Annotated in this window: 14 protein-coding genes; 7 read left to right on the top strand and 7 right to left on the bottom strand. The window is 73.5% G+C overall.

The window, feature by feature from the left end:
• Window positions 1–77: 77 nt before the first annotated feature.
• Both ACZ6D7_RS33395 and ACZ6D7_RS33400 read right to left on the bottom strand, forming a co-directional pair.
• A complete protein-coding gene (locus ACZ6D7_RS33395) occupies window positions 78–2,600 on the bottom strand; it encodes a sensor histidine kinase (RefSeq protein WP_469499082.1) in 2,523 nt (840 codons plus the stop codon).
• Window positions 2,601–2,647: 47 nt separating this feature from the next.
• A complete protein-coding gene (locus ACZ6D7_RS33400) occupies window positions 2,648–3,442 on the bottom strand; it encodes an MHYT domain-containing protein (RefSeq protein ID WP_469499085.1) in 795 nt (264 codons plus the stop codon).
• Window positions 3,443–3,594: 152 nt separating this feature from the next.
• Between ACZ6D7_RS33400 and ACZ6D7_RS33405 the strand changes: the two genes are divergently transcribed.
• Entirely contained in the window at window positions 3,595–4,194 is a 600-nt protein-coding gene (locus ACZ6D7_RS33405; protein ID WP_469499088.1) for a class I SAM-dependent methyltransferase, read from the top strand.
• A gap of 4 nt (window positions 4,195–4,198) precedes the next feature.
• Here ACZ6D7_RS33405 and ACZ6D7_RS33410 read toward each other — a convergent pair whose 3' ends face one another.
• Window positions 4,199–4,954 (bottom strand): alpha/beta fold hydrolase, encoded by a 756-nt coding sequence (locus tag ACZ6D7_RS33410; RefSeq protein WP_469499091.1) that lies wholly within the window; start codon window positions 4,952–4,954, stop codon window positions 4,199–4,201.
• 166 nt (window positions 4,955–5,120) lie between these two features.
• Here ACZ6D7_RS33410 and ACZ6D7_RS33415 point away from each other — a divergent pair, with 166 nt between their 5' ends.
• Complete coding sequence (locus ACZ6D7_RS33415; RefSeq protein ID WP_469499094.1) at window positions 5,121–5,645, top strand: PadR family transcriptional regulator; 525 nt, start codon at window positions 5,121–5,123, stop codon at window positions 5,643–5,645.
• Here the strand turns inward: ACZ6D7_RS33415 and ACZ6D7_RS33420 are convergent.
• On the bottom strand, window positions 5,631–6,527 hold the full coding sequence (locus ACZ6D7_RS33420) for an oxygenase MpaB family protein (RefSeq protein ID WP_469499098.1): 897 nt from the start codon (window positions 6,525–6,527) through the stop codon (window positions 5,631–5,633). The two genes, ACZ6D7_RS33415 and ACZ6D7_RS33420, sit on opposite strands and share 15 nt — an antisense overlap.
• A gap of 103 nt (window positions 6,528–6,630) precedes the next feature.
• Here ACZ6D7_RS33420 and ACZ6D7_RS33425 point away from each other — a divergent pair, with 103 nt between their 5' ends.
• Both ACZ6D7_RS33425 and ACZ6D7_RS33430 read left to right on the top strand, forming a co-directional pair.
• Window positions 6,631–6,942 (top strand): hypothetical protein, encoded by a 312-nt coding sequence (locus tag ACZ6D7_RS33425; RefSeq protein WP_469499101.1) that lies wholly within the window; start codon window positions 6,631–6,633, stop codon window positions 6,940–6,942.
• 138 nt (window positions 6,943–7,080) lie between these two features.
• Window positions 7,081–7,938 (top strand): hypothetical protein, encoded by an 858-nt coding sequence (locus tag ACZ6D7_RS33430; protein ID WP_469499104.1) that lies wholly within the window; start codon window positions 7,081–7,083, stop codon window positions 7,936–7,938.
• A 117-nt stretch (window positions 7,939–8,055) separates the two neighbouring features.
• Here ACZ6D7_RS33430 and ACZ6D7_RS33435 read toward each other — a convergent pair whose 3' ends face one another.
• A complete protein-coding gene (locus ACZ6D7_RS33435) occupies window positions 8,056–8,238 on the bottom strand; it encodes a hypothetical protein (RefSeq protein ID WP_469499107.1) in 183 nt (60 codons plus the stop codon).
• Between the two features lie 192 nt (window positions 8,239–8,430).
• Between ACZ6D7_RS33435 and ACZ6D7_RS33440 the strand changes: the two genes are divergently transcribed.
• The 3 genes from ACZ6D7_RS33440 to ACZ6D7_RS33450 all read left to right on the top strand — a co-directional run bounded on the left by ACZ6D7_RS33440 (window position 8,431) and on the right by ACZ6D7_RS33450 (window position 14,470).
• Entirely contained in the window at window positions 8,431–11,538 is a 3,108-nt protein-coding gene (locus ACZ6D7_RS33440; RefSeq protein ID WP_469499110.1) for a DEAD/DEAH box helicase, read from the top strand.
• Entirely contained in the window at window positions 11,535–12,857 is a 1,323-nt protein-coding gene (locus ACZ6D7_RS33445; RefSeq protein ID WP_469499112.1) for an SWIM zinc finger family protein, read from the top strand. The genes ACZ6D7_RS33440 and ACZ6D7_RS33445 overlap by 4 nt, the downstream gene beginning before the upstream one ends.
• 269 nt (window positions 12,858–13,126) lie before the next feature.
• Entirely contained in the window at window positions 13,127–14,470 is a 1,344-nt protein-coding gene (locus tag ACZ6D7_RS33450) for an esterase-like activity of phytase family protein (protein WP_469499115.1), read from the top strand.
• 117 nt (window positions 14,471–14,587) lie between these two features.
• On the opposite strand, the gene ACZ6D7_RS33455 is transcribed toward ACZ6D7_RS33450, so the two are convergent.
• On the bottom strand, window positions 14,588–14,866 hold the full coding sequence (locus ACZ6D7_RS33455; protein WP_469499117.1) for a hypothetical protein: 279 nt from the start codon (window positions 14,864–14,866) through the stop codon (window positions 14,588–14,590).
• 568 nt (window positions 14,867–15,434) lie between these two features.
• On the bottom strand, window positions 15,435–16,601 hold the full coding sequence (gene xylA / locus ACZ6D7_RS33460) for a xylose isomerase (RefSeq protein ID WP_469499119.1): 1,167 nt from the start codon (window positions 16,599–16,601) through the stop codon (window positions 15,435–15,437).
• Window positions 16,602–16,709 lie beyond the last annotated feature (108 nt).

Below are 16,709 nucleotides of genomic sequence, written 5' to 3' on the forward strand. Positions count from 1 at the left end.
GACGTTCTGTGGGCAATGCTGCGTGACAAAAGGCTCTTCACCTCCGCCCCACCCGTCACGCAGGCGGCTTGACACGGTCATTGAGATTCTCCTTCGCTGCTGTCTCTGCCCGGTGCGGGATCCGTTGTGCCGCCGCGGCCGGGTCGCCTGCCGCCGCCGCGTGTCCAGCCGTCGCGGAAAGCGGCCATGCGGTCCCGTACGAGTTCGGGGGTGCGCTGTTCGTCGTCGCGCGGGGCGGACGCCCGGGCCGGTTCCTCGGGGAGCCGGCTGCGCAGTTGGGGAGCGAGGCTCGCCTGCCGTACCCGGCGCGGGAGGTCGTCCGATCCGTCGGAGTCGTCCGGGGGGCGGTGCAGGCGCAAGGTCGTGACTCCGGGAGGTGGTGGGGTGTCGGCGGCCGTCCGCTCGGCGGCGGCCCGGACGGGGGGTACGAGCGCGGGGCGGTCGGCGGAGGCGGGGACGGCCTCCTGGCGCCGGTCGGGGGCGGCCACGCGCGCGTAGGCGCGTTCGGTGGCCTGCGCCGGTTCGGCCGGCTCCCGGGCGGAACGTTCCGGCTGACCGCTGTGGAGAAGGGCCGTCGGCAGCAGGACGACCGCCGTGGTGCCGCCGTAGGGAGAGGTCCGCAGGTGCACCTTGACGCCGTGCCGGGCGGCGAGCCTGCTGACCACGAACAGGCCGAGCCGGTCGCTGTCGAACAGGTCGAGGGCCTCGGACTGGGCGATGCGCCGGTTGGCCTCGGCGAGGGTGTCCTTGCCCATGCCCAGGCCGCGGTCCTCGACCTCGACGGCGTATCCGTTGCCCACGGGTTCGCCGGTGATGCGCACGCGCGTGTGCGGGGGCGAGAACTGGGCGGCGTTCTCGACGAGTTCGGCGAGCAGGTGGGTGAGGTCGGCGATGGCGGCGCCGACGACGGACGCCTCGGGAAGCTGTCGTACCTCCACGCGCGCGTAGTCCTCGACCTCGGAGACCGCGGCGCGGACCACGTTGGTCAGGGACACCGGCATGCGCCAGGCCCGGCCGGGGGCGGCTCCGGAGAGGATGATCAGGCTCTCCGCGTGGCGCCGCATCCGGGTGGTGAGGTGGTCGAGCCGGAAGAGGTCGCTCAGTTCGTTCGGGTCGTCGGAGCGGCGTTCCATGCTGTCGAGGAGCGTCAGCTGGCGGTGGACGAGGATCTGGCTGCGCCGGGCAAGGTTGACGAACACCCCGGAGATGCCGCTGGCGAGTTCCGCGCGCTCCACGGCGGCCCGCAGGGCGGCGCGGTGCACGGTGGTGAGGGCTTCGGCGACCTGGCCGGTCTCGTCCTCGGCGGGCGGCCCCGGCGGGGCCTCGGCGCGGATGTCGATCTCGTCCCCGGCACGCAGCTTCCGCATGGCCTCCGGGAGTTTGCGGCGCGCGATCTCCAGGGCGCCGTTGCGCAGGCTGACCAGCTCGACGACGAGTGCGCGGCCGATGCGCACCGAAATGACGAGCGAGGCGACCACGGCGGCGAGGCCGAAGAGGACCGCGGCGCCCGCCGGGGTGAGCAGACCGCGGGTGAACGGGTCGACGCGGTCGGCGACTCCGCGGGCGGCGTCGGCCTCGATGGTCCGCATGCCGTCCTGCACGCGCGCGTGGGCGGGGTCCCAGGTCGCCGCCGGGGCCGCGTCGACCGCCCGTGCCCCGGAGCCGCGGGCGAGCACCTTGTCCTCGGCGGCGGCCAGGGCGGTGTAGGCGCTGCCCTCGGCGAGGCGTTGCCAGGCGGTGCGTTCAGGGCCGCGCAGGTCCGCGACCGCCGACTCCGTCACGGCGCGGCGCGTCTCGACGGCGCCGGTGAACAGCCGCAGGCGCTCCCCGTTGAGACGGCCGGCCAGGCGCGCGCCGTCGAGGACGACGTCCTCCTGGGCGAGCGCCTCTCCCGCGCGGGAGAACTCGAGGAGCACGCGCGCGTCGGACCCGAGTTCGGCGTCCTGGATGCCGGAGAGCGCGCCGCCGACCGAGAAGGCCGCCATGATCGTCCGCGTGTACCGGCCGTAGGTCTCCTGCCAGCCGGCGCCACCGTCGAGGACCGCGGTCCGCAGGGAGCGCAGGCCCTCGGCCCCGGAGACGAACGCCTCGAGCCGCTGGGCGACTCCGACGGGCAGTTCCTGGCCGTCGGCGACGGTGCCGTGGTCGCCGAGCCGGAGCGCGGCCACGGCGGTGTCCGTGCGCTCGGCGAGGGCCTTCAGGTCACCGTCCTGGCCGGCGGCCGGGTCGGTGGCGTACCGCACGGCGGCCGCCCGTTCGGTCTGCAGGGCGGCCACCGCGGCCGCGACCGGGGTGCGGACCTCTGAGTCCACGCGTTGCAGCTGACGCAGCCGGGAGACGTCCTGGGCGGTGCTGACGGTGGCGTACGCCCACAGGGCCAGCAGGGAGACGACCGGCACCATCAGCAGACAGACGATCTTGGCGCGCACGGTGCGCGGGCGGATCCGCCGGCGTCCCGCGCGCGCGGGTGCCTCGTCGGCGGATCCGTCCGTACGCTCGTACGGTTCCTCGTCGGCGGGTGGTCCGGCGTGGGCGCGACGCCCGCGCACAGGGGGCGGCGGCTCGGCGCCGGCCGTGGGGGTCCTCCGGGGTGTACGCATGGCCTCCTCGCTCGGAAGGGGTTCGGGGGCGGGCCCGTCCGGACCGGTCACGCGGTCCGGGCCTGCGGGCGGCCGGTGGGGCCCTCCGCCGGCTGCTGGGCCGTGGCGGACGCCTCGCGCTCCCCCGTCGTGGGCGACAGGGCGACGAAGGCCGAGGTCAGGAAGAGATAGGACCCGAGGCCGACGGCGAGGGGGAAGATGAACTGCATCGCCGTGGCCCCGGGCAGTGCCGCGCCGGAGGGCGTGACCCGCACGCCCACCGCGAGCATTCCGGTGTAGTGCATGCTGCTGACCGCGGCTCCCATGACGAGGGAGGCGACGGTGACCGCGACCGGGGACTTGATGTTGAGCGCCGCCCACAGGGCGGCGGTCGCGGCGACCACCGCGATCAGGACGGACAGCGCGACGAGCGTGGGGTCGTAGGTCACGTCACCGTGCAGCCGGACCGCGGCCATGCCCAGGTAGTGCATGCTCGCCACGCCCAGGCCGGTGGTGAGCCCGCCGACGAGCAGGGCGCGGGTGCGGTCGCGGCCGTAGCCGACGGCGAAGACGCCGGCGCAGACGACGGCCATGGCGACGAGCAGGCTGAGCACGGTCAGCGGTACGTCGTAGCGGATGTCGGTGCCGCCGACGGCGAAGCCGAGCATGGCCACGAAGTGCATGGTCCAGATGCCGGTCCCGATCGCCGAGGCCGCGGTGATCAGCCAGTTGCGGCGGGAGCGCCCGGTGGCGCCCAGGGCGCGCACGGTGCAGCGCAGCCCGAGGGCGGCGCCTATGCAGGCCATCGCGTACGACAGCACGGGGGTCAGCCAGCCGAAGGCGGCGTGGTCCAGGTGTCCCATGGCCAAGGGACGCTAGTGGGGGCACAGAAGCACAAAGGGGGCGCATTTCGAAAGGTGATGGAATCTGACACAGAAGTGCACCGGTCCGATCGCCTCACGCTCGAACATGTGCGCAGCGACGTCATCCGTGTCGGTGAGGGATCATGCGGAACATGAGCGACCATCACACACACGTCCAGGACTTCTTCACCGCCCGGGCGGCGGACTGGGACAGCCGCTTCCCCGACGACGGTCCGGCCTACGCGGCCGCGGTCGCCGACCTCGGCCTGCGCGCGGGAGACCGGGTGCTGGACGCGGGCTGCGGCACCGGGCGGGCCCTGACGCCGCTGCGTGCCGCCGTGGGGCCCTCGGGAGTGGTCCTGGGGGTGGATCTGACCCCGGCCATGCTGGAGGCCGCCGTACGGGCGGGACGGGCCCGGGACGGGCGGCTGTTGCTCGCCGACGTGGCCGCGCTCCCGCTGCGCTCCGGGTCGCTCGACGCCGTGTTCGGCGCGGGGCTCGTCTCGCATCTGGCCGATCCGGCCGAGAATCTGCGGGAGCTGGCGCGGGTGGTGCGCCCCGGCGGCACGCTGGCGCTGTTCCACCCGATCGGCAGGGCGGCGCTCGCGGCCCGCCACGGCCGGCAGATCACTCCGGAGGACCTGCGCGCGGAGCCGAACCTCCGGCCGCTGCTGGCCGGTTCCGGCTGGCGCATGACGTCGTACGTCGACGAGGACACGCGCTTCCTGGCCCTCGCCGTACGCGAGAGCTGAGGTTTCACACCGCTCCGGCGACCGCCCTCACGAACGCGTCGGGGTTGTCGAACATGACGTTGTGACCGGCGTCCGGCACCGTCACCACCCGCACACCCGCCGCCTCCAGGGCGTCCGCGCCCTCGAGTTCACCGCTGTGGGCGCCCTGGAGATAGACGCGCTCGACGGGCAACCCGGTCAGGATCTCGCGCATGACCGGGTCGGATCCGCGCCGGAGCCCGACCGCGCTGCGGTGCAGGGCGCGCGGGTCGGCGAGCCGCATGGTCGCGGCCCACAGCGGGCCGACCCGGTCGAGCACGCGCGCGTACTCACCGTCGAGGAACTCCTCCTCCGTGAAGGAGGCGATGCCACTGCTGCCGGCGGCGGGCGGCGGGAACGCGTCCAGGTTGGCCTCGGTGAGGACGAGCCGGGACACCAGGTCGGGCCGGCGGTGGGCGAGGACGACGGCCACCGAGCCGCCCATGCTGTGGCCGACCAGTTCGGCGCCGCTCACCCCCGCGGCGTCCAGCGCGACCGCCAGGGCGTCGGCGTGCTCCTCCAGCGTGTAGCCGAAGCCCTCGGGCCGGTCGCTGATGCCGTGCCCGGGAAGGTCGACGAACAGGCTGCGCCGACCGGCGAGTTCGGGACGGGCCGCCACATGCGCGTGGTAGACCGCCGAGGCCGCCCCCAGCCCGTGCACGTACACGCGCGCGGGTTCCGCACCCGGCGTCTCCGTCCAGCGAACGCGGCTTCCCCCGGCGTCGAACTCGGCCTGCTGCATCGTTTCCTCCTCCGGACGCCCGTGCGCTCCGGGCACCGCACACCGCGCACATCGCGCACATCGCTCACCGAGAATACCTCGGTACCGATGTATGACGTCAACGGGGTATGGGCAATCCGGTGTACGACCGCGACGGTGTATGTCCGCGCTGAGGCAGAATGCGGGCATGCTGGAGCTCGCCATCCTCGGCTTCCTGTACGACGCCCCGCTGCACGGCTACGAGCTGCGTAAACGCATCACGGCTCTGACCGGGCACGTACGCCCGGTGGCCGAGAGCACCCTGTATCCGGCGATCAAGCGCCTGGAGAAGGCGGGCTTCCTGGTGCGCGCCACCGAGCCCGGTGCCGTGGCGGCGCCCCGGCACGTCCTGACGCTCACCGACGACGGCCGCAGCGAACTGCGCCGACGGCTCGCCGACCCCGCCGAACGCGACATCACCGACGAGAACCGCTGGTTCGTGGTGCTCGCCTTCCTCCGGCACCTGGACGATCCAGCCGCCCAGGCAGCCGTGCTCCGCCGCCGCCTGGCCTTCCTCCAGGAGCCGACGAGCTTCTTCTACGACGGTGACCGGCCCCTGCGCGCCGAGGAGCCGGACGACCCGTTCCGGCGCGGTGTGCTGACCATCGCGCGGGCCACGTCCCGGGCTGAACTCGGCTGGCTGCGCGACACGCTGGACTCACTGGGTGGCTGACCCGTCCCCGAGCCGGGCGGGGCAGCCCCTCGCGCCGGGCACCGGGCGAGTGCCCAGCTCCTCCAGGCGGTAGCCGTTCGGGTAGCCCCTGATCTCCCGGTTCTGCCGCGCGTAGTGCGGTGCCCGGCGCGGCGGCAGCAGCCGTACCGCGCGACCACGCGCGCGTACCGCCCCGCGGACCAGCGCGCGGGTGACGGGGCCCGGAGGGGTGTAGCGGAAGGCCTCCAGGAGCGGTTCGTCGAGCAGGGCGAGCGTGGCGTTGCGCAGGACGGGGGCGAGCGGGCGGGGGTACCAGGAGGCCATCAGGTCGAGCGTGGCGTCGGAGACCCGGCGCGCCTCTTCGTCCCAGCCGAAGTGGGCCGCCTCGTACGCGTCGAGGCAGGCCTCGAACTCCTCGTAGGACTCGGGGATGCCCTCGATCCCCATGCGCTCCCCCAGCGTGCGGTAGTGCACCGTGGAGGCGATGATCTCGTGCCGCGACATCCTGCGCCATCCGTAGGCGTCGGTCCACCGCTTGGGCATCACGACGAAGGTGCAGAGCACGTACCGCATGTCGTCGTTGCCGATGTCGTAGCTTCCGTGCATCTGGTTGATCCGGCGGACGGCCGTGCGGCCCCGGTCGCTGTCGAAGCCGTGCTCGACGACGGCGTCGAGGAGCAGCGAGGTGTCGTCGTAGCGCTTCTGGGCGCGGTCCGTGAGCTCCGCCGTCTCCGCGAGCAGCCGGCCGATGCCCGGGACCGCGTAGGTGCGGTAGAGGGCCAGTTCGAGGGCTCGGGTGAAGTCCCAGGGGAACTCGTACGCGGCGGTGAGCCGGTAGATCTCGTACGCGTCCTCGTGCGGGTCCATGCGCAGGATCTGTTCCAGCCGCTCGAAGCGCTTCACGGCTTCGCCCCCTTCTGCCGCCTCGACCGCATCTCTACGTTGAGTAGCAGCAGATGTGCGTTCGGTTCAACTCGGAAAACCACACAGGTGGAAGGTGGCCGGCATGTTCGACACGGTCCGCAAGGCATGGGCAGGACTTCTCGGCTCCCCGCGCGCGCAGGCCCGTCCGGACGGACAGGCACGTGGTGGCGGAAAACGTGCACACAACCTTTTCGAGGCGGCCGCCGCGTATGTCTCGGCCTGCGTCGAGGACGACCAGGACGCGATGGAGGAGGCGGCGGGCTGGGTGTCGCCGGAGGCGCTGTCCTTCGGGGTCAACGAACTGGCCTGCCGCGCCGTCATCGCGCTCGCGCGGGAACGTGACGAGTCGCCGCAGACCGTGGCCCGCGGGCTCCTCGGGCTGCCCGCCGCGTGACGACCACGACGTGAAGGGAGGTCGATTCGCCCCGTCCGGTCGGAAAACAGCAGCTCCGAGTATGTCGGGGAGTCGTGACAAGCGGCTTCCCGCCGCACTAGGGTGCGCGCCGTTGGACGAACCGATGGGGAGGCTGGGATGGCAGGGACGGACGAGGACGCCGTCGCCGCCGCGGACGATGCGCTCTACGTGCTCACGGCGGTGCTGCTGACGCCGGCGAAGTTCCCGAGTGTGCTGGGCGACGACTACCCGGAGGCCTGTGCGGCGCTGGGTCTCGCACCGCTCGCCGACGGCTATGGCCTGGTGCTGGGCCAGGACGGCGAGGGCGCCCGCTGGACGGTCGTCATCGACGACGTGTCGCTGGTGGCCGTCGCCATCGCGTCATGGGACTGCGGCATGGAGTACGACTTGTCGCCCGACGAGCGGACGGTCGTGGCCGCTCTGCCCGGCTGGCCCCTGGCGGTCGCCGTCGCGGCACCCGGGGTGCCCGCGCCGCACGACCCGGCGCCGGATGTCGTGGACATCCCCGCGCTGGCACCGCCGGACACGACCACCTGGGGTCCGGCCCAGCGGCGGCTGGGGGCGGACGAGATCGCGCTCCAGTGGGCGGTGTGGCGCGAGCAGATCGACGACGCCGAGTTCGCGCCGCCGCAGGAGAAGGCCGAGGGCGGCGGCGACGCGGACGGGAACGAGGGGGCCGGTGGGTCCGAGAAGGGCGCGCCGAAGGGCCACACCGGCGTGCGGCGCGTCCTCGCCGAGGTGCGCGCCTACGTGGACGCCCCGCCTCCGCTGGGTCGCGTACGGTCCTCCTTCGCACCCGGTGACGCGCGCACCCTGCGTGCCGACGGTCCGGGCTGGTCGCTGGTGGCCCGGACCGACGACATCGCGTTCGTCCTGCTCGACGAGGAACCCGGCGAGGTGCTGCCGGTCGGGCGGGGGCCCGAGCTGCCCGGCCTCCTGGAGGCACTCGACAAGATGGCCGTACGGCCTCTCTGAGCTGGTTCGGGAGCCCTCGCGGAGACTCGTGGGGGCTCCCGCGCGGGCGCCGCGTCGCCCGGGCCGCCGTCCGCCCCCTGCCTCAGGGGGCGGACGCCTCGCCGCGCCGCCGGCTCCTCAGCGGCCCAGCTCCTTGCGGCCGGCACGGCGCAGCCGGCGCCGCTGCGAGGGATCCAGCGCCAGATAGGCCGCCGCCGGGACTCCCAGCACGATCAACAGAGCCGCCCACCAGGGCAGCCAGATCAGCAGGAGGAGCCCGGCCGCCACCCCTCCTGCGGCGATCTTCGCGTTCTTCGACATGTACGTCGCCTCCTTCACGGCCACTGCCGCTCTCTGTCATGAAAACGGGTCCGCGCCACGCACGGTTCCGGACGCGACCCTGAGACGTCCCTGAGGTACACCCCCGAAGCACCCCTGAGAACACTTCGGTCCGCCGTGCTGTACCCTCGACCACTCGCCCGGTAGTCAAATTTGAGGAGTAGGCTCATCTCTGTGGAGAGAGTTCCCGTGGAAGCACCGTCCGAGATCTCCGACCGAGCCCGCTGCCGTGCCGTGTTCGTGCCCGGCGACCCGGCCCGCACCGGCCGCGTCGCCTTCTGGCGGCCCGACGGTGACATTCCTCCCGTCGTGCCTCCCGCCGTCGGGCCTGCCTCGGGGACGGGATCGGTCGAGGACCTGACCGTCGCCCTGCCCGCCGGCACCGGGGTGACGCTCGCGCGCGTGTCGGCGCTGCTGCTGCCGGTGAAGCAGGCCCTGCCCGTCCTCGCACACGCGCGTGTCGCCCGGGACGGACACCGGACCGCCGCGTTCTGGGGCGCGGCGGCCCTGCTGGCGTTGCGGTGCGTGGCGCGCGGCCTGCTGCTGCCCGGTCTGTCGCCGCACGACCACGACGCCTGGCGGGTGGGCCCGCTGGGCCCGGAGGATCTCGAGCGGGTACGCCGGTTGGCCGCCGCGATGCCGCCCGAGGCACGCGCCGTCCCGGTGGACGACCGGCCGCCGCTGCGGCTGCCCGACCCCGAGCGCCTGCTGCGCGCCTTCCTGGACGCTGTCGCGGACGCGCTGCCCCGCTCCCCCGCCGCGCCCTACGCGGCGGGCGGGACGGCCTACGCGGCGGCGGAGCCGCAGCACGTGCCGGACCTGCGCGCCTGGGCGGGCGACGTGGCCGCGGGTCATGACGCGGGCGTGCGGGTCTCGCTGCGGATCGAGGTGTCCGGGATCGAGAGCGACGGGTCCGGGATCGCCGTGATCGAGACTGCCGGGTCCGGGGCCCGCGGGTCCGGGATCGGCGAAGCCGAGACCACCGGGTCCGGGACCGGCGAGACCGAGACCGGCGGAACCGAGACCACCGGGTCCGAGACCGTCGTGTCCGAAACCGGCCAACCCGATCCCGGCGGGACCGGGGCGTCCTGGTCGTCCGGCGGAGCGGCGGCCCCGGTGTTCCGGGCCGTGCCTCAGGTGCACAGCGTGAGCGATCCCGGGCTGGTGGCGGACGCCGCCGAGGTCTGGTCGGACTCCGGTGTCACGCGTGGGGCGTTCGGCCCACGCGCGCGCATGGACGCCCTGCTGGCGCTGCGCCGCGCGGCCCGTGCCTGGCCGGCGCTGACGCCCCTGCTGTCGGCCACCGTGCCGGACGCCGTCGTGCTCCTCGACGAGGAGGTCGCCGAGCTGCTCGGGGAGGGTTCGCGGGCGCTGGCGGGCGCCGGCGTCGAGGTGCACTGGCCGAGGGAGCTGGCCCGCACCCTGACCGCCCGCGCGGTGGTGGGCCCGCCGGACGACGGGACGCGACCGGACGGCGGCCCCGGCACGGACCGGCCCGGCGCGGACCGCTCCGCCTCGGACACGCCGTCGTTCCTGTCGGCGGACGCGCTGCTGTCGTTCACGTGGTCGTTCGCGCTGGGCGACCAGCGGCTCACGCGGGAGGAGCTGGACCGGCTCGCCGAGGCCAACCGCCCCCTGGTGCGGCTGCGCGACCAGTGGGTGCTGATCGACCCGCGGGAACTGCGTCGGGCCCGTGCCCAGCAGGATCGCAAGGTGACGCCCGTCGAGGCGCTGGGCGCGGCTCTGACGGGCTCGACCGAGGTCGACGGCCGCCGGGTCGAGGTGCGGCCCACGGGGTGGCTGGCGGCCCTGCGGGAGCGCCTGACGGCCCCCGAGACACAGGAGCCGCCGACGCAGCCCGCCGGGCTCGACGCCACACTGCGCGACTACCAGCTGCGCGGCCTGGACTGGCTGGCCCGGAACACCTCCCTGGGGCTGGGCTGCTGCCTGGCCGACGACATGGGCCTCGGCAAGACCATCACGCTGATCAGTCTGCATCTGCACCGCCAGACGGACCCCTCGGCCGCCGGGCCGACCCTCGTGGTCTGCCCGACCTCGCTGATGGGCAACTGGCAGCGGGAGATCGAGCGGTTCGCGCCCGGTACGCCGGTACGCCGTTTCCACGGGCCGCGACGCGATCTGGACGCCCTGGCCGCCGGGGAGTTCGTGCTCACGACGTACGGCACCCTGCGGCTGGACGCGGGCCGGCTGGGCGAGGTGCCGTGGGGCCTGGTCGTGGCGGACGAGGCACAGCACGTGAAGAACCCGTACTCGGCGACCGCGCGGGCGTTGCGCACCGTCGGCGCACGCGCGCGTGTGGCGCTCACGGGAACGCCCGTGGAGAACAACCTGTCGGAGCTGTGGGCGATCCTGGACTGGACGACTCCGGGGCTGCTCGGCCGGCTGGGCACCTTCCGTGCGCGGTACGCGCGTGTCGTCGAGAGCGGCGGGGACCCGGCCGCCGCGGAGCGGCTGGGCCGGCTCATCGGGCCGTTCCTGCTGCGCCGCCGCAAGTCGGATCCGGGGATCGCCCCGGAGCTGCCGCCCAAGACCGAGACCGATCGCCCGGTGTTCCTCACCCGGGAGCAGACGGGCCTGTACGAGGCCGTGGTGCGCGAGACCCTCGCGGCGATCGCCGAGGCCGACGACATGGCGCGGCGCGGGCTGATCGTGAAGCTTCTGACCGGCCTCAAGCAGATCTGCAACCATCCGGCGCAGTACCTCAAGGAGGACCGGCCGAGGACCGCCGATCGCTCCGGGAAGCTGGAGCTGCTGGACGAGCTGCTCGGCACGATCCTCTCCGAGGGGGCGAGCGTGCTCGTCTTCACGCAGTACGTGCGCATGGCGCGGCTGCTGGAGCGCCACCTGGCGGCACGCGGCGTGCCGACGCAACTCCTGCACGGCGGAACGCCGGTCGCCGAGCGCGAGGCGATGGTGGGGCGTTTCCAGGACGGCGCGGTCCCCGTGTTCCTGTTGTCCCTGAAGGCGGCCGGTACCGGGCTCAACCTCACGCGCGCGGAGCACGTGGTGCACTACGACCGCTGGTGGAACCCGGCCGTCGAGGCGCAGGCCACCGACCGGGCGTACCGCATCGGCCAGACCCGGCCCGTGCAGGTGCACAGGCTGATCGCCGAGGGCACGATCGAGGACCGTATCGCCGACATGCTGCGCCGCAAGCGGGACCTCGCCGACGCCGTGCTCGGCTCCGGCGAGGCCGCTCTCACGGAACTGACGGACGCCGAACTGGCCGAACTGGTCGAGCTGCGAGGGGGCGCACGATGAGCGGACACGACGACAACCTGGAGCGCACGTTCGCCGCCTTGCCGCCCGCGCACGGGCGGGGGTTCGCTCAGACCTGGTGGGGCCGGGCGTGGCTGGCGGCGCTGGAGGACGGCGCGCTGGACGGGGAACAGGTGCGGACGGGGCGCAGGTTCGCACGCGCGGGTGCCGTGGGCGCGGTGTCGGTCCGCCCAGGGCGCATCACGGCCGTCGTCCAGGACCGCGACGGCACGCCGTACCGGGCCGACGTCCTGCTCGACGTGCTCTCGGACACGGAATGGAACCGTTTCCTGGACCTGACGGTGGAGCGGTCCGGACACATCGCGGCGCTGCTCGACCGGGAGATGCCGCCGCATCTGGTCGAGGACGCGGAGGCGGCCGGTGTCGGCCTTCTGCCGGGGCTGGGAGAGCTGGAGGCCGAGTGCGGCTGCGGCGCCTGGGACCACTGCGGCCACACGGCTGCGCTCTGCTACCAAGTGGCCCGGCTGCTCGACCAGGACCCGTTCGTGCTCCTGCTGCTCAGAGGGCGGGCCGAACAGGCCCTGCTGGACGACCTCCAGGCCCGTGGCACGGCCGCGCCCGCCGACGCGGAGCCGTCGCGGCCGGAGGGGGAGGACGCGATGGAGGCGTACGCGGCAGGGGACGTCCTGCCGCCGCTGCCCGCGCTGCCCGAACTTCCGGAGGGACCGGGCGTGCCGCCCTCGTTGGACACGGACGCCCCGCCTCCGCCCGGTGTGGATCCGGCGGCGCTGGAGGTCCTGGCGGCGCGCACGGCCGCCGCCGCGCACCTGCTGCTGGCGGAGTTGCTGCACGACGGGGTGGAACGGCGGGAGCCGGCCGAGGAGTTGACGGTCGCCCAGGACGCGGTGCGGCTCGCCGCGGGCGCTCCCGGGGCCCCGGAGACGGACGGGGCGGCGGCCGGCCGGCTCGCGGCCGGATCGGGGCGCGGCCGGGAGCAACTGGCATCGGCGGTACGGGCTTGGCGGTACGGGGGCGCCGCCGCCCTGTCGGTGCTCGAGGAGGAGTGGACCGTCGAGGGTGAGGCACTCGCACGCGCGCGTGCCGCTGTGGACGCGGCCTGGGAGGACGACGAACGGCCGGTGCTGCGGGCGCGCGGGAACCGGTGGACGGCGGTCGGGTCACCCTGCCAGGTGCGTCTGGGGCGCGACGGCCGCTGGTGGCCGTACCGCAAGGAGGGCAGCCGCTGGATGCCGGCCGGTGAGGCGGCCCAGGACCCGGCCACGGCACTCGCGACGATCCGTCAGGAAGACCGCCAGGAAGCCCTCCAGGACCTCCAGGACCGCGAGGGCCGGAACCTCTAGGGACCTCGAGGACCTCCAGGACCTCCAGGAAGAACCCGGGAGGACCGCCCTCAGGACGGCCTGTAGGACCGCCCGTAGGACACCAGGACGTCTCCTCGGGCGACGGAGCAGGTCGAGGAGACAGGGGAAGCGCTTACCCAGGCCCGGCACGAGCCGGGGCGTCGGTCCGACGGACGGCCGACGCCCCACGTTCACCGGGGCGTCGCGCAACGTTCGAGGGGCGACCCAACTCTGGCCGCTGTCAATGAACTTGCCCCTCAGGAGGCCAGATGTCCCCGCACGCCACCGGCCGGCGCCGCGTCCACCGTTCCGTCGCGGCCGGCGTCCCGCTCGCCGTGCTGGCCGCCCTCGTCACCACCGGACCGGCCGCCGCGGACACTCCGTCCGGGCAGGCGCAGGTCATCCGGACGGCGACGCTCGGCGACATCCCGCTCGGGGCGTTCAGCAACGCGCTGCTGCCCGGCACGGTGGACAACGACCGGGGTGTGGACCTCGGTGGCATCGGCAGCGACATCTACCCGGCGGGCCGCAAGGGCGAGTTCTGGACGGTCACCGACCGCGGGCCCAACGGCCAGATCAAGGTGGACGGCACCAAGCGCCGTACGTTCCCCGTGCCCGGGTTCGATCCGGCGATCGTGCGGATCCGGGTCTGCGGCGACACGGTCCGGGTGCTGGAGTCGATCCCCGTCACCACCAGGTCCGGGAAGCCCGTCACCGGGCTGTCGAACCAGCAGGGACGCGACGAGGCACCGTACTCCTACGACGCGAGGACGCCGCTCGCCTTCAACCCGAACGGGCTGGACACCGAGGGCATCGTGCGGGCGGCGGACGGGAGCTTCTGGCTCATCGACGAGTACGGGCCCTCGCTGGTGCACGTGTCCGCGCGCGGGAAGGTGCTCACGCGGTACGTGCCCGAGGGGCTGAACCTCACCGGCACGGACTACCCGGTGGTCGAGGCGCTGCCCTCGGTCCTGCTGCACCGGAAGATCAACCGCGGCTTCGAGGGCCTGGCCCTGCTGCCCGGCGGTGACCTCGTGCTGGCCGTGCAGAGCCCGCTGTCCCTGCCGGACGCGGACGCCGGGGAGGCCTCGCGCACCGCGCGGCTGCTGCGCTTCTCGCCCAGGAAGAAGGCCGTCACCGCCGAGTACGCGTACCGCTTCGACCCGGTGAACGTGGTCGACCCGAGCGAGGACGACACCTCCGAGCTGAAGATCTCCTCGGTGGTCGCGTTGGGCGGGGACCGGCTGCTGGTCGAGGAGCGCACGGACAAGGCCGCCCGGCTCCAGGTGGTCCGGATCGGGCGGTCCGCGAACATCCTGGGCAGCCGCTGGGACGACGAGACGACGTCGCCGTCCCTGGAGCAGTTGGACGACCCCTCGGCCGCCGGCGTCCCGGTGCTGGCCAAGCGGCTGGTGGTCGACCTGGGCGAGGTCGCCGGGGTGCCCGGGAAGATCGAGGGCGTCGCGCGCGTGGACCACGACACGCTCGCCCTGATCAACGACAACGACTTCGGGATGACGGACGGCGCAGGGGCGTTCGACGCGCAGGGCCGGCTGGTCGACAGCGGCATCGAGACGACGGTGACGTACGTACGACTGCCGCGGGGCATCTGACGGCGGCACGGGGCGACGGGACCGGGCCACGGTCCCGTCGACGCCACGCGCGTGATCGGCCTCACGCGCGGGTGACCGGCTCCGGCGGATGACATGACGCGCTACGCACGCGTGGCGCTACGGCAGCAGTTCGTCCAGGGACGGCAGCAGGGACTCCAGATCGCTGGGGATCTCGGTCGGCAGCGTGGTCGGGAACTGCGAGGGCAGATCGCTCGGGAACCCGCTCGGCAGTTCGCTCGGGAAGCCGCTGGGCAGCTCGACCGGAAGGCTGACGGACGGCGCGGGAGTCGTGCCGCTGCTCCCCGCACCCGGCTCGTCGTCCGGATCGTCGCCGCCCGACGAGGCCATCAGCACGACGGTGAGCACGACACCGGCGGCGACGAGCAGCGCGAGCACGACGAAGAAGGGGGTTCGACGCCGTCCGGACCCACCTCCCGACGGACCCGGGGGCGGCGTCGACGGCCCGTAACCGGAGTCGGGTGACCCGTAACCGGAGTCGGGTGACCCGTAACCGGGATCCGGCGGCCCGTAACCGGAGGCGGGTAGTCCGTAACCGGGATCCGGCGGCCCGTAACCGGAGGCGGGTGGTCCGTGACCGGGATCGGACGGTCCATAGCCGTAGGGCGGTGTTCCGTGGCCGTCCGGGGGCGGCGTGTCACCCGGCGGTCCGGGCGGCTGGGGCGGTACGGGTGGCATGGCCATACCGTCCAGCGTCGCGGCGGAGCCGCCCGGAGCGCGACCCCCGTACGGAAGTTGATACGGGGTCATGTCATGGAGGGCATGATTCCGGCGTATTGCGCCGCAGGCCTGCCCGGTGACGGCGGAAGTCGTCCGCGCCATCGGAGACGGAAGTCGTCCGCCCCGGCGGAGGCGGAAGTCGTTCCGCCCCCGCCGGACGGGCGGCGGCACGCGCGTGTGCCCGCCCCTGACAGCGGGCACACGCGCGTACGCCGGGTCCGCCGCGTCAGCCCCGGGCGCCGAGCAGGTGGTCCATGGCGAGCTGGTCGAGCTGTTCGAAGGCCATGCCACGGGCGGCGGCCGCCTCGACGTCGAAGTCCTCGAAGGCGGTGCGGTCGGCGAGCAGGCTCTCCAGGCCGTCGGCGGCGGTGGCCTGGGCCAGCTGGTCCAGACGGGCGGCGCGCAGAGCCTCCTGGACCTCCGGGTCGCCCCGGAAGGCGGCCGCGCGCTCCTTGAGGATCAGGTAGTTGCGCATGCAGCCCGCGGCCGACGCCCAGACGCCGTCGAAGTCCTCGGTGCGCGGCGGCTTGAAGTCGAAGTGCTTCGGGCCCGCGTAGCCGGCGCTCTCCAGCAGGTCGACCAGCCAGAACGCGGAGCGCAGGTCACCGGCGCCGAAGCGCAGGTCCTGGTCGTACTTGATGCCGGACTGGCCGTTGAGGTCGATGTGGAAGAGCTTGCCCGCCCACAGGGCCTGCGCGATGCCGTGCGGGAAGTTCAGCCCGGCCATCTGCTCGTGGCCGACCTCGGGGTTGACGCCGTACAGCTCCGGGCGCTCCAGGCGCTCGATGAACGCCAGGGCGTGGCCGACGGTGGGCAGCAGGATGTCGCCGCGCGGCTCGTTCGGCTTGGGCTCGATGGCGAAGCGCAGGTCGTAGCCCTGGGCGGTGACGTACTCACCCAGCAGGTCGAAGGCCTCCTTCATCCGGTCGAGGGCCACGCGTACGTCCTTGGCGGCACCGGACTCCGCGCCCTCACGGCCGCCCCAGGCGACGTAGGTCTTGGCGCCCAGCTCGACGGCCAGGTCGATGTTGCGGATCGTCTTGCGCAGGGCGTAGCGGCGCACGTCGCGGTCGTTCGCGGTGAACGCGCCGTCCTTGAAGACGGGGTGCGTGAAGAGGTTGGTGGTGGCCATCGGCACGGTCATACCGGTGGTGTCCAGGGCCTGGCGGAAGCGCTTGATGTGCTCCTCGCGCTCGCTGTCCGAGGACCCGAACGGGATCAGGTCGTCGTCGTGGAAGGTCACACCGTAGGCACCCAGCTCGGCCAGGCGCTGCACGGTCTCGACCGGATCGAGCGCACGCCGCGTGGCGTCGCCGAACGGGTCCCTTCCCTGCCAGCCGACGGTCCAGAGGCCGAAGGTGAACCTGTCGTCGGGGGTGGGCTGGTAGCTCATGCCGCGGCTCCTTGCTTGAAGACTGTGGTGCTGACTATTTCGTCATGGCCGTTTACAAATTAGTATGCGGAAGCATCTCTGGGAAGACAGATCCCGCAGAGCCGCGGA

The organism is Streptomyces sp. NPDC041784, from assembly GCF_055591025.1.